This is a genomic window from Brevibacillus sp. GCM10020057, assembly GCF_042683565.1.
Taxonomy (GTDB): Bacteria; Bacillota; Bacilli; order Brevibacillales; family Brevibacillaceae; genus Brevibacillus.
Window position 1 is genome coordinate 189133 of the sequence record NZ_JBHUJW010000006.1, and the last position, 13672, is coordinate 202804.

The following is a 13672-nucleotide window of genomic DNA, read 5'->3' on the forward strand; positions in this document are numbered from 1 at the left end:
TTTTACCGCTGCGTCACCATCGGCCTCTCCAGCGCACCCGTAAACGCATTGATAAAATGCTGCTTGCCGTCATGAATGACCCGCCAAACCGGGGCCAGTGCCTGAATATCCGCATCGTACGAGCCGTAGTAGCCCAGGCTCACGCTCTCGATCCGCTCTCCCGATTGAATAATCTGCTTGTCCACCAGAGAACGGAGCGCCGTATAGCCCGAGATCACCTGCCGGCCGCCCTCCTGCTTGCGCATATGGAAAAAGGTCTGCCTGTACCCCAGGATCGTACCGTCCTGCAAGTACACCTCCAGCGGCGCGACAAACACCGGCATTTTTTCGTACATTTGCCAGTACAACAGCCGCCCCGGATTGGACTGATACATGTCCGCCATATACTGATCCGCGTATATCAGGCGCGGACCGAGTTGACGAAGCAGCTCATTGGGAGTGACCTGTCCCCGTATTTGCTGGGGCGGTCCCAGTTTCACGGCGAGCGACATCTTTTCCATCGTCGCCGTCAATCCCGCCATTTCTTGCAGCGACAGCGGGCTGATTCCCACGTATACCGCGTCCAAATAAGACATTTCCGGCGTATCCTGGGGCACCTCTGTCAGCAGCGCGATATTTTGCTGCTTCAAATACAGCTCCATGTCCCATCTGTCTCCCTGCGCCACGTCCTGGTCGTTCCACAGGCTGATTCTCGTGACGTATACCTGATAGCCGAGAAACAAATCAAGCAGGAGAAAGGCCCAGATCAGGATCGTTTTCGTTCTACTCCAATCCATGCGCCTTGCCCCCTCCTTGATTCGCCTGCGCGGAAATGAACAAATCGGACTGATTCGCCATCTGCACCACCCAGATTGGCATCAGATCGACATATCCGTCTCCGAACCTGGTCTGATAGGCGAGAAAGGCGTTGGTAATCTGTTCGGTATTCGCGAGCTTCCTGTCGCGAATGAGTTGATAGAGCTCCGGGCCAGACATGACGGTCCACGATTTGTTGGCAATATACTTGTTCAGATTGATCAGCGAACGGCTCATCGTCACGACTTGTCCGGCCTCCGAAGTGATCTGGATCGTATCGATCGGCTTTTCATTCTGGTTCTCGCTGATCAGCGGATACGCCCCCAAATACTGCCGGAACGTAATCAAGTCTTTTTCATTGTAGCTTTTTTTCATTCGCTCAAAATGATAGTCACCCAGCCAGCCCAGATGCTTGTTGATAAAAGTGACAGCACTCTGCACCTTCTCTTCATCGGACAGCTCCTGCACGCTCTGTTGATAGGCTGGGTCCGTAAACGTAAACGCCTGCTGCTCGGACCTCAATTGCACAGACCGGCTCCCGTCCGTGAAGATCACCGTCTTGTCCCTCTCCATGATCTGCCGCACCAGCGACGGATCGAGAAAATACGCTTCGATCAGTCTTTCATTGCTGATCGTTTCATAGCTGAAGCGATACTGCTGCATCCGCATCTGGTTTTTCGGCAGGTAGTACGTGCTCCACACAGCCGCAGTGCCTTCCAGCGGGGAATAAGGCCGTTCAGGGCGGACGATCTTCATGATCTGTTCCGGCATTGGATTGCCCGTCGCCAGGTAGGAGTCGCGCAAATCCTTCAGGCTGATTGAAGTTCGGGAGCGCATCAGTTTTCCTTCCTCGGTCGACAGGAACAGGGCGTAGACGAGATCCTCATCCTTTTCGTAGTACAGCCACAGACGATCGACTCCTTTGATCTGGCTGTCGTATTCATCCCGAAAGGTCACCAGACGGCCCACAATGGACAGGGGCACTGTGCTTTTGAACCGGACCTCCAACCCCATCTTTTCCCGGGCAATTTCTCCCCACTTTTCATTCGTGAGCGTGTAGGGAGTAAAGTCGAGAAAAATCCATTTGGACATCTCTCTGACGATCATGCTGTAGGGCCCGTCTGTAGAGACAGCCTTCGTATGCCGATCTTCGCCGTAATGAAACACGACCGACTCAGGCGTCACGAGCTGAATCAGCTGCTTCTCCTGCACCGGCTTGGATTCGGTATATTGCGCAGGCTCGATAAACTGAAATTTCGGCTGGTTGCTCCACAGCAACGCGGTCAGGCAAAAGCTCGCCAGCACGAGCACGTTGAGCAACACGGTCTTGGCAGGTTCCAGCCACCGCATCATCCCGCTTTACCCCCTTGGGCGAATGGGACCCAGAACGTAACAGTCGTCCCTACATTCCACTCGCTGGTGATCTCGATATCTGCTCCGTGTGCTTGCACCAACTCCCGCGCAATGGCCAGCCCCAGGCCTGTGCCGCCCTGTCCCCGCGAACGCGCTTTGTCTACTCGGTAAAAGCGCTCGAAGATTCGTTTCAAATCACGGCTGGGAATTCCGATCCCCGTGTCTTCGATGGAGACAAGAACGCGTTTCTGATGGTAGTTCGCCTTGGCGCGCAGAACCACCTTGCCTCCCTGGGGCGTGTATTTGATCGCGTTCGAGAGCAGGTTGTCCAACACTTGATTGATCGCATCCAGGTCGATATAGACCGGGGGCAGGTTGGGCGGAATGTCCAGACCAAGCTGCACGTCCTGCTGCTCGCCAAACATGGAAAAGCGGTCGGCTGCGTAGTGCAGCAGCCGGCTGATGTCCTCCTCCTTGCAGTGCAGGCGCACCCCTTGCGAATCGAACCGGGACAGCTGCAACAAATCGTTGACCAGACGAATCATCCGCTCGGTCTCCGACATGGTCACGCGCAAAAAGCGGTTGGACAGCTCCGGCTCCTCCATCGCGCCCTCCAGCAAGGCTTCCACATAGCTTTTGATCGTCGTCAAAGGCGTGCGCAACTCATGCGATACATTCGCCACGAACTCCCGTCGCTGCTGCTCCAGACGCTGCTGCTCGGTTACGTCTGCGACCACGGCGATGATTCCGCCCTTTTTTCCGCTGTCATGCTGCAGCGGTGTAAACGTCACGCGCAAAATGACTTCATCCCGATTGGGCAGCATCATTTCGATGAACAGCGGCTCGACCTGCTCATACAGCGGCATTTCTTCCTCCGGCGGGAGACTCAAAAGGTCGTACAGCGTCCGCCCTTTGATCAATACCTCGGTCATGGTCACCTGCAGCATTTCTTCCGCTGCGCGGTTAAACAAAATGATCCTGCCCTTCCGATCGGCAGCGATCACCCCGTCTGTCATGTTGCTCAAAATGCCCGCGAGCTTTTCTCTCTCTTCCTCCTGCTGAAGTATCGCCTCCTGCAGGCGAAGCGTCATATGGTTAAACGCCATCCCTAGCTGGCCGATCTCATCCCCGCTGTACACACGCACATTGCTTTTGAAATCTCCGTCCGCGACGGCCCTGGCCTGACGGGTCATTTCCTTGATCGGCTTGGTAATCGTCCGCGCCAGCACGACTCCCAGCGCGGCCGTGATCACCAAGGCAAACATCGTGCCCGTCGCCAAAATGCCGTTCATTTTCCGGATCGTCGTATAAGTGCCCTCCATCGAAGCCACCATGTAGACAGCTCCGTACACGATTTGATCGCCTTTGACCGGCAGCACGAGCACCTTCACGCGAGCCCCTGTCCGCGGGTCGATCCGCATCGACTCGCTGCGGGTGCCGAGCAACGCAACCGTGACCTCGGGCTGAGACGTCCGCTGCCCGATCGTGCTCTTGTCCTCCGTCGTGCTGACGACCGTGCCTGTCTGATCGATGACCTGCACATTGGCTCCGTTGATTTTGACCAGGTTGTTGATCAGGTTGTCAATGTCTTGCCGGTATTGCTCAGGGTTCTGCTCCTTGCCGTCCTTTGGGCGCAGATCGCTCTCGAGCAGGCTCGCCAGCAAGCTCGCCTGACCGTTCAACGCCTCGGAAAAGTTGTTGATGAAGTAGTTCTCCACTTCCCGGGCAAAGTAGGCGCCAATGAATTGCATCGCGAGCAAAATGAGCAGCATGTAAATGACGACCATTTTCCATTGAATCGTTTTGAACAGCCGCCTCATCCAGGCGTTCCTCCCAGACCGGGATTGCGCAAGGTGTAGCCCAGACCGCGGCGCGTAATAATGTATTTCGGCTGACTCGGGTCGTCCTCGATTTTCTCCCGCAACCGGCGAATCGTCACATCGACCGTGCGCACATCACCGAAGTAGTCGAACCCCCATACCGACTGGAGCAAATGCTCGCGCGTCAACACTTGCCCCTGATGGCGCGCCAGGTAAACCAGCAGCTCAAACTCCCGGTGCGTCAAATCGAGCGGCTCGCCCAGCTTTCCCACCGTGTACGAATGAAGATCGATCTCCAGTTCGTGGACGCGCAGCAGATGCTGCTGGTCCCTGTCTTCGTTCTTCGGCTGGTGTCTGCGCAAATGGGCCTTGACCCGCGCGACCAGCTCCCGGGTGCTGAACGGCTTGGTGACGTAATCATCCGCGCCCAGCTCCAGCCCCAGCACCTTGTCCAGCTCGGAGTCTTTCGCAGTCAGCATGATGATCGGCACATCGTGCGACTGGCGGACAGTCCGGCACACATCCATCCCGTCCCGCCCTGGCAGCATCACATCCAGCAAAATCAAGTCCGGACGTTCATTCTCCACGACGATCAACGCCTCATCGCCGTCATAGGCGCACACGACCTGATAGCCTTCCTTTTCAAACGTAAACTTCAAAATATCCGCGATCGGTTTTTCATCATCTACCACCAGGAGTTTTGCCATTTCGCTCCCTCCTTTTCTCTTAAAGGATTCCACTCGTCCAGCCTCTATTCCTCTACAATACACCATGTCCTGCACGTAATGAAGCCTCGTGGGAATCACTCCCTGCACCTGATGTCTCGACCGGCAAAAAACATGTACCGATGCCAGTCCTGTCGTCCGCTCGTCGGCATGAAAAAAAGGGCCATCTCCGTAGAGACACCCTTTTCTTTCTTGCCAAAAACTGCTTTTCTATTTCAAGAAACGCATCGGGTTCATCAGTCGTCCATTTTGATGTACCTCAAAATGCAAGTGAACGCCGGTGGAATCGCCTGTCGATCCTTTTACGCCGATTTTTTGGCCTTGGGCTACCACATCGCCGACTTTCACGCTGATCGTGCTCATGTGGCCGTACAGCGTTTCCATGCCGTTTCCGTGGTCGATAATGACGGCTTTTCCATAGTCGCCGTCCCATCCGGCAAATTTGACGCGTCCGTTGTCTGCTGCCATCACAGAACCTGAACCGGCAATGTCAATCCCTTTGTGCAGGCGGCCCCAGCGCGTTCCAAATCCGCTGCTGACGTAGCCCGGAGCCGGCCAGCTCAGACGGCCTGTCCCACGGGAAGGAATCACCTTGGTCCCGCGCTCGATGATTTTCGCCACAGGCTGTACAAGTACGTCCTGCTTGATGACGTTGCGCGCGACGACTTGTCCGTTTTCTTTGATGACTTCATACTGCACCATCTTGCTGCCGTCCCGACCTTCCTGGACGACTTTTGTCTCTCCCTTTGGCAGCTTGTCGTTGTTGTTGATTTGCGTCGAATACGCAATGGGCTCTTTTTGCGAGACATCCTCCTTCACCTGTACGGTGACGAGTGGACGAACGGCCGTCACATTGATTTGTTGCCCCAATTGCAGCAACGTATTTTCCGTAATGCCCGGATTGTTGTCATAAATATCTTTTGAGGTAATGCCGTACTTTTTGGCGATGCAACCGATGCAATCTCCTTCGACAACGGTATGCGTCAGCTGCTTGAAAGTACCCTTGACCAGTAGCTCTTCCAGCTTGTCCGCAGGCAGTACTTGCGCTGCCGTCACGGAATCAGCTTCTGTCTGTACCTGCTCCTTGAACGTGACTTCCTTGACCGGGCTGCTCTTCGCCGATTCTGAAAGGGAAGCCGCTACAGCCGCCTTTTTGTCCGCCTGTGCGGGAACACCCGAAAATTTTTCTTTCACATGAGCAAGCACTTGCTCAGCGGTCTTCTGATCGGCAGCGTAGCCGACCACTTTCCCGTCGACCACAATTTTGACCGCCTCGACTTTGATGTCCGCAATATCCGCCAGCGCGTTGATGGCCGCCGCATTGTCAAATGGCGCTTTGAATTTCCGTTCTTCCTGGAATGTGATGTAATCGGCGAGGGTTAACGAAAGCCCGTTCCTGGCCTTTTCCTCTTCCAGTCTGGCGGTGGCCCAGTCCTTCACGACAGCAGGGTTGTCCACTACGCCAATCTCCTTGCCATTGACCATCACGTGATAAACAGATTGGATGTTGCTCGTATAGTAGTATTGCGCGGAAACTCCAGCAACGACAGTGAGCACCAGCCCCGCTGCGACTGAAATCGTTTGTTTCCTATGTGTTTGGATATATGCACTTGTTTGCTGTATCGTACGCTTCGCCAAATCTCTGCAATTGTGAACGATTCGCTCTGACCGTTCCTGCAGCTTGGCCTTCCATTCCGACCATTGCATTACTTGTCCCTCCTGAAAACATAGGAAGCTCGCCTTGCTCTCGGTATTTCCTGAATTGTTTAAATATACCGACCAGGACATTCAGCCCAAAATTTTGTTTCCAGTAATCTGCCAAATTGCCTAAAGAAACCAACTATGTCGACTTTACCACATTTTTAACGACAACATCAAGCGTAAATTGCTGTCGAATAAAAAAGACGCCAAAGAGTCATCATATGTACATAGAACTGGAATTATTTAGATGGTCAGGAGTGTGATTTGCGTGAAAGAACGGAACATTCTGGCAGGTTTTCATACGATAGACGACGCGACCAAAGCTGCAGACGCACTGAAGCAGGCCGGCTTTTCCACCGTCCAGATCGACACGGTGGGACAGTATCCCGGAGACGGGAACGAAGCCATTGTGAATCCCATCTCCGGTGATATTCCCAGCTTGGGCAGCATGACACTGGCGGGAGACTTTCCGAGCGGCCGTGACGCCAGTGTGCTGGCAGCAGCCAGTCCGGACGCGAGCGGCATGGCGGATCGCGGGGACGACGATCTGAACCGCAGTGTCCTGCTGACTGCCGTCGTACCGGAAGAGCGCGGCGACGAAGCCACCCGGATTATCGAGTCCTGCGGCGGTATGATCTAGCCAATCGCCGTGTCATTTCCGGCATTTCTGTCAGCAAATAAAAGCCACCTGTTCCGTCCGGGAAAGGTGGCTTAGTACGTTTGGCCCATTCGATTATCACACCTCGAGCATAGAAGTTACATCTTTGAGTGCCAAGCGGCGAATGGTCGTTTTTTCCGAGTCTTGCTGCTTGTAAGTCGTGATGAAGCATAAGTATCCGTTATCGAAATGAGTCATGGTTCCCTTGATGACGACGCCATTGAACATTTTCACCTGTACATTTTTCCCCAGCAGCTTCATGGCTTTTTGGTCAAAACCCATCATCGCGATCACCTCTCCATTTCCTTGCTATGCTCTACTTTATGCCCAGAAGGTGGCGTTTCGTGTCTGTCCTCATAAAAAATTTGTGGGCAAAATGAAAAAGCTGTCGATTCGTTCGACAGCTTTTCCTATGATGTTGGGACTATGGCTTATCCGTAAATGCCGCGAACAACGACTGTTTGCTCACGATCCGGCCCTACGGAGAAGATCGACAACGGGATACCGGTCAATTGGGTGATGCGCTCGATGTAGTGGCGCGCGTTTTCCGGCAGGTCGTTCAGGTTGCGGACGCCTGTAATGTCCTCTGTCCAGCCTGGCAGCTCCTCGTATACCGGTTCGCATTTGGCCAGCAGGTTCAGGTTCGCCGGGAACGATTCGATAATCTCGCCGTTGTATTTGTACGCGGTGCAAATGCGCAGCGTCTTGATGCCCGTCAAGGTGTCCAGCTTGGTGATAGCCAGGCCTGTGATACCGCTGACGCGACGAGCGTGACGCACGACCACGCTGTCGAACCAGCCTACACGGCGTGCACGGCCAGTAGTGGTCCCGTATTCAAAACCAACCTCGCGAATTTGGTCGCCGATTGCATCTGTCAGCTCCGTCAGGAACGGACCGTCGCCTACACGAGTCGTGTACGCTTTGGCTACCCCGATAACTTGATTGATTTTGGTCGGCCCTACACCGGAACCGATGGTCACGCCGCCGGCAATCGGGTTGGAAGATGTCACGTAAGGATACGTACCTTGGTCGATGTCGAGCAGCACGCCTTGTGCGCCTTCAAACAGCACGCGGTTGCCGCGGTCGATCGCATCGTTCAGTACGACAGACGTATCTGTTACGTACGGACGGATGATCTCGGCCACAGCCAGGTATTCGTCCAGCACTTCCTGCAGCGAGAAGCCAGTCGTGTTGTACACTTTTTCCAGCAAATTGTTTTTCTCCGCCAGGTTGCGCTCCAGCTTGCGTTTGAACTCTTCCGGATCGAGCAGGTCCGCAATGCGAATACCGATGCGAGCTGCTTTGTCCATGTAGGCAGGGCCGATCCCTTTGCGAGTGGTACCGATCTTGTTTGCTCCGCGGCTGTCCTCTTCCACGCCATCCAGCTTGATGTGGTACGGCAGGATGACATGCGCGCGGTCGCTGATTTTCAGATTGTCCGTGGTGAAACCGAAGCTGTGGATGTACTCCAGCTCTTTTACCAGCGCTCTCGGATCGACGACCATGCCGTTCCCGATGACGCAGATCTTGTCTTTATAGAAAATTCCGGATGGAATCAAGTGCAGCTTGTATTTGTTGCCATCAAAAATAATGGTGTGACCCGCGTTGTTCCCGCCTTGGTAACGAGCCACTACCTCTGCGCTTTCCGCCAAATAGTCTGTGATTTTTCCTTTTCCTTCATCGCCCCACTGGGTTCCGACGACAACGACTGTTGACATCGAAAAACACCTCCTGATATCATCATGTCCTTTTGGGCCTGAAACAATCTAAGTGTACTAAACCAACTCTTGCATGTCAACGAAAATACGAACATTAAAATAACGAAAAGATTTTACGTTCGGTAATTAACTTAGCCCATAGAAAAAGCCGGAGCTTTTCCGGCTTTCTCTTTTTATCCTGCCTGATTTCGGAACCGATTATCCAGGCTGACAAATTTATTGTATTCCTTCAAGAACGCCAATTCGACCGTTCCAGTCGGGCCGTTACGCTGCTTGGCGATGATGACCTCGATGACGTTCTTGTTCTCCGTCTCTTTATCGTAGTAGTCATCCCGGTAAAGAAACGCCACGATGTCCGCGTCCTGCTCGATGGAACCGGACTCGCGGATATCGGACATCATTGGCCGTTTGTCCTGACGCTGCTCGACGCCCCGGCTCAGCTGGGACAGAGCGATGACCGGCACATTCAGCTCACGGGCGATCCCTTTAAGCGTACGGGAGATTTCCGATACTTCCTGCTGACGGTTGTCTCCCTTTCCCCGGCCGTGAATCAGCTGCAGGTAGTCAATGAGAACCAGGCCGAGACCTTTTTCGGCTTGCAGCCTGCGGCATTTGGCCCGGATATCCATGACCGTCACCCCTGGCGTATCGTCGATGTAGATCGGCGCTTTTGCCAACGTCCCAATCGCCATCGTCAGCTTCTGCCAGTCGTCCTCCTCCAGAGTCCCGGAACGCAGCCGGGAAGCATCCAGATTCCCCTCAGCGCAGATCATACGCTGGACCAGCTGAGTCGCGCCCATCTCAAGGGAAAAGATAGCGACCGTCTCACCTGCTCTTGCCGCTACGTTCTGGGCCAGATTCAGGGCGAATGCCGTCTTCCCTACGGAAGGACGGGCGGCGATAATGATGAGATCGCTGCGCTGCAAGCCTGCCGTCATCTTGTCCAGATCGGTATATCCGGTGGGGATACCCGTAATGTCGCCGCGACGCTGGCTCAAAAACTCGATGCGCTCATACGTCTCCATCAGGGCATCGCGGATCGGGATAAATCCCCCGCTGTTGCGATTTTGGCCGATCTCCATGATGTACTTCTCCGCATCGGCGATGATCGCTGCCACATCATCCTCGCGCGAATAGCCATCGTTGGCGATCTTGGTTGCTGTATGAATCAATCGCCGGAGGAGCGACTTTTCTTCCACAATCTTGGCGTAATATTCGATGTTCGCTGCTGTCGGAACCGAGCTGGCGATTTCTGTCAAATAGGTTACCCCGCCGATCTCATCCAGCAGTTTGTGGTCCTGAAGTTCTGCCGTGACCGTGACCAGGTCGACAGGCTCCCCTTTCTCGTACAGGTCCACCATCGTTTGAAAGATGCGCTGATGCGCTGTTTTGTAGAAATCCTCCGGACGGAGAATTTCTATGGCCGTGATAAGAGCTTCCTTGGACAAAAATACGGCACCCAGTACCGACTGTTCAGCTTCCTTGTTCTGCGGCGGCACTCGATCCAAAAACAGGTCGCTCACTTCACACCCTCCACATGTCAGTCATTACTCTTCCACCACGTGAACCTTGAGTGTTGTGGTCACTTCGTTGTGCAGTTTCACTTTGATTTGCGTAACTCCCAGTGCGCGGATCGCATCCATCTCGAGTTTGCGCTTGTCCACTTTAATCTGGAACTGTTCTTCCAATGCTTGTGCCACTTGCTTGCTGGAAATGGCACCGAAAAGGCGTCCGCCTTCTCCTGCTTTTCCTTTTATTTTGACCGTCAGCTCGCTCAATTTGGCTCCGAGCTCTTGCGCTGCCAGTTTTTCCTGCTCTTTGCGTTTTTCCTCGCTGCGCTTTTGGGCGTCCAGCGTTTTGACGTTGCTCTCTGTCGCTTCCTTCACCAATCCGCGCGGAATCAGGAAGTTGCGTACGTAGCCTTCCGACAGATCTTTTACTTCGCCTTTTTTCCCTTGGCCTTTTACATCTTGAAGAAAAATGACTTTCATCATCGTTTCCCCCTTCTTCTATTGGCCTATATGACCGAATCGATCGCTTCTTTCAAGCGTTTGACAGCTTCCTTGATGGTAATTCCCTCGATTTGGGTCGCGGCCCCTGTCAAGTGACCGCCGCCGCCCAGAAGCTCCATGACAGACTGGACGTTGATATCTCCCAGCGAGCGTCCGCTTATCAAGACGGTGCCATCTGCTCGCTGCGCAACCACAAATGAAGCCTGGATGCCTGATAAGGCGAGCAGCTGCTCTGCTGCCTGCGCTACCTGGACTTGCGTATATTCCTCGGAAGGATTGCCTGTCGCAATCGCCATGTTGTCCCGGTACGTCTCGGTGTTCATAATAATTCTCGCCCGTTTGACGTACTGGCTTACATCCTCTTTCAGCAAGCGCTGGACAGCGGCTGTATCGGCGCCATTGCGGCGCAAAAACGATGCAGCCTCAAAGGTGCGCGAGCCGGTGCGGAACGCAAAGCTCTTCGTGTCGACGACGATCCCCGCGAGCAGGGCCGTCGCAATCAGGCTGTCGATGCTGAGCCGCTCGCTCTGGTATTGCAGCAGCTCCGTCACCAGTTCGGACGTGGATGAAGCGTACGGCTCCAGATAGAGCAGAACCGGCTCAATGAACTCCTCGGAGCGGCGGTGATGGTCAATAACGACCACGCGGCTTGTTTCGCCCAGCAGCCTTGGCTCGATGACGAGCGACGGGCGATGCGTATCGACGATAACGAGCAGTGTGCGCCCGGTCACCAGTCGGATCGCTTGCTCCGGCGTCACGAACGATTCCGCCAGTTCTTCGTTTGCATAGATTTCCTTCATCAGCCGCTCGACTGAACTGTTCCCTTCGTCTATGACGATGTAAGCTGCCTTTTTGTGCACCTGGACCGCCTTCAGCACACCCAGCGAAGCCCCGATGGAATCGAGGTCCGGCTGCTTGTGCCCCATGACGATGACGTGCTCTGCTTCGTGAATCAAATCGCGCAGCGCATGTGCAATGACGCGTGCCCGCACGCGCGTACGTTTCTCCACGGCATTGGATTTTCCGCCGTAGAAAGTGAGCTTGTTCCCTACTTTGACGGCGCTCTGGTCGCCGCCGCGGCCCAGCGCAATATCCAGGCTCGACTGCGCCATTTGCCCCAACTCGATGTAGCTGCTCGCAGCCGCCCCGACCCCGATGCTCAAGGTAATCGGGATCTTGTTGTCTGCCGTCATTTCCCGTACCACATCGAGAATGTCAAAACGCGTTTCTTCTAATTTATCAAGTGTTCCCCGCTCCATCAGCGCCAAAAACTTGTCAGATGTGATTCGGCGAAGATATATGCCATGTTTGGTAGACCATTCGGTGATGACGCCTGCGACACTCGTCGACAGCAGTGTCCGGCTCTGATCGTCCATCACTTGTCCGATCTCGTCCAGATTGTCGAGATGGATGATGGCGAGTGCAGCCTTTTCGCGATGGTATCGGGCCGACAGTTCCTTGAAGTCCGTGATGTCTGTAAAGTACAGCAGACGTTCCTCGGCCCGGATCAGCACCTCGTATACCCGCTCGTTGTAGGTAAATTCCAGACGTTTTTGCTCCAGCTTGCCACTTATGCCCGGAAAAACCTCCTGCAGGCTCTTGCCGATCAGCATCTCGTCTCCGGACATGTGCGTCATGAACGGATTTACCCATTCAATTGCCTTTTCTTCGTTGTATAAAAGAATTCCGATCGGCAGCTGCTGGATCACGCCTTCGCCAGCCTTCTTCACACGATGTGTGACCGTCCCCAGATAGAGGCGCAAATCGCGCTGGAAGCCCTTTTCAGCCTGGAGAGCATAAATAACCAGGCCAATCAGGCAGACCATGCCGATCGCCCCGTACATCCAATGGTGCAGGGTCAAAATCCCCAGCAACAGCAAGCTAAAGCTGAGTGTCAGGACCATGTGCATCCCGTACCAACGCTTTAACAGGAATTTGGGCATTTCCTCAGCCCCTCTTCACTCTTGTTTCCAGTTTTTTGCGTAACCGAATTCCCAAATCAAAGATGCCTACTAGACTCAGTATAGTGGTTAGAAAGGGAAAAATAAATAGACAGACAACAAGCGGAAAAGTAAGTCTTTTCCAGCCGTACAAATTAGCCGCAAACAGGCAGAAGCTGAGACCCTGCAAGGCAAAAATGGCATCCAGCATGACTTTCACATTCAAAATCGCGCTTTCCCAGAATGTCCCCTGGATGCTCGCACCGAACACCAGCATGACGATCATGGCAATGAAGTAGTAGTACAGCAAGGACCTCGGAAACGTCCATTCCCGAATCGGCTTCAGTGCCGGCACCGGTCTGCGCAGCCGTTTGCCTACGAGACGCGCCAGCCAGTGGACGATCGCACTGGACCCGAAGCTGAACATGACCATACTTGCCGGGAGCAGCATCTTGCCCAGTTCGATGTATTGATCGTACTGTTCCTTGGGCACGAACGACGGCCTGAGCAACGAGGCTTGCTGCAAAATCGAATCAAAGCTGGTCTGCATGCCGAAAATCATAAAGGCGAGCATCAACACGAAGCCCAGGAAGACTGCGGCTGCTCCCGCCGTAATCCCGGAGATCGCTGTTCCCTTACGAGTGTAAAAAATTCCCATCATAGCTCCCCAAACGGCAAACTCCAGCGCAGCAAAGGCTGTGATCGGCCCTGTCATGATCCACCCCAGAAACGTAAATGCCAGGGAGATCCACACCATGTTCGGAATTGTTCTGCTCAGTCCCAGGACGAGAAACGGCAACGGAACCAAAATACCGGCTAATGCGCCCAGCACCGTGTATGTACTGAGAAACAACAGCACGAGCGCGATCCCGAGCATCAGGGCGTTTTCCGCCAATTGCTTGGTTTTGGAAGGCATGTCAGCACCTCATTTATGAATACAAGAAGATATG

General features: G+C 54.1%; 12 protein-coding genes. 1 reads left to right on the forward strand and 11 read right to left on the reverse strand.

Annotated features, from left to right (window positions below):
• Positions 1-2 precede the first annotated feature (2 nt).
• The 5 genes from ACFSO0_RS02640 to ACFSO0_RS02660 form a co-directional block, all read right to left on the reverse strand.
• Positions 3-776: a two-component system regulatory protein YycI gene (locus tag ACFSO0_RS02640; RefSeq protein ID WP_376875947.1), complete on the reverse strand. Its 774-nt coding sequence runs from the start codon at positions 774-776 to the stop codon at positions 3-5.
• A complete protein-coding gene (locus ACFSO0_RS02645) occupies positions 763-2148 on the reverse strand; it encodes a YycH family regulatory protein (RefSeq protein WP_376875950.1) in 1386 nt (461 codons plus the stop codon). The genes ACFSO0_RS02640 and ACFSO0_RS02645 overlap by 14 nt, the downstream gene beginning before the upstream one ends.
• Positions 2145-3968, reverse strand: coding sequence for a cell wall metabolism sensor histidine kinase WalK (gene walK, locus ACFSO0_RS02650; RefSeq protein WP_376875953.1), 1824 nt, complete (start codon positions 3966-3968; stop codon positions 2145-2147). The genes ACFSO0_RS02645 and walK overlap by 4 nt, the downstream gene beginning before the upstream one ends.
• Positions 3965-4675, reverse strand: coding sequence for a response regulator YycF (yycF, locus tag ACFSO0_RS02655; RefSeq protein ID WP_376875956.1), 711 nt, complete (start codon positions 4673-4675; stop codon positions 3965-3967). The genes walK and yycF overlap by 4 nt, the downstream gene beginning before the upstream one ends.
• Positions 4676-4903: 228 nt before the next feature.
• Positions 4904-6400, reverse strand: coding sequence for a peptidoglycan DD-metalloendopeptidase family protein (locus tag ACFSO0_RS02660; RefSeq protein WP_376875959.1), 1497 nt, complete (start codon positions 6398-6400; stop codon positions 4904-4906).
• A gap of 262 nt (positions 6401-6662) precedes the next feature.
• On the opposite strand from ACFSO0_RS02660, the gene ACFSO0_RS02665 reads away from it, so the two are divergent.
• The gene (locus ACFSO0_RS02665; RefSeq protein ID WP_376875962.1) at positions 6663-7034 is read left to right on the forward strand and encodes a hypothetical protein; all 372 of its coding nucleotides are present in this window, start codon (positions 6663-6665) and stop codon (positions 7032-7034) included.
• A gap of 96 nt (positions 7035-7130) precedes the next feature.
• Here ACFSO0_RS02665 and ACFSO0_RS02670 read toward each other — a convergent pair whose 3' ends face one another.
• The 6 genes from ACFSO0_RS02670 to ACFSO0_RS02695 all read right to left on the reverse strand — a co-directional run bounded on the left by ACFSO0_RS02670 (position 7131) and on the right by ACFSO0_RS02695 (position 13638).
• On the reverse strand, positions 7131-7337 hold the full coding sequence (locus ACFSO0_RS02670; protein WP_376876089.1) for a hypothetical protein: 207 nt from the start codon (positions 7335-7337) through the stop codon (positions 7131-7133).
• A gap of 146 nt (positions 7338-7483) precedes the next feature.
• Positions 7484-8770 carry an adenylosuccinate synthase gene (locus ACFSO0_RS02675; RefSeq protein ID WP_376875965.1) on the reverse strand — a complete coding sequence of 429 codons (1287 nt, stop codon included), beginning with the start codon at positions 8768-8770 and terminating at the stop codon, positions 7484-7486.
• Between the two features lie 173 nt (positions 8771-8943).
• Positions 8944-10293, reverse strand: coding sequence for a replicative DNA helicase (gene dnaB, locus ACFSO0_RS02680; protein ID WP_376875968.1), 1350 nt, complete (start codon positions 10291-10293; stop codon positions 8944-8946).
• A 24-nt stretch (positions 10294-10317) separates the two neighbouring features.
• Complete coding sequence (gene rplI / locus ACFSO0_RS02685; protein ID WP_376876092.1) at positions 10318-10761, reverse strand: 50S ribosomal protein L9; 444 nt, start codon at positions 10759-10761, stop codon at positions 10318-10320.
• A 26-nt stretch (positions 10762-10787) separates the two neighbouring features.
• Positions 10788-12725, reverse strand: coding sequence for a DHH family phosphoesterase (locus ACFSO0_RS02690; protein ID WP_376875971.1), 1938 nt, complete (start codon positions 12723-12725; stop codon positions 10788-10790).
• 4 nt (positions 12726-12729) lie between these two features.
• Positions 12730-13638: a DUF2232 domain-containing protein gene (locus ACFSO0_RS02695; RefSeq protein WP_376875974.1), complete on the reverse strand. Its 909-nt coding sequence runs from the start codon at positions 13636-13638 to the stop codon at positions 12730-12732.
• Positions 13639-13672: the final 34 nt, after the last annotated feature.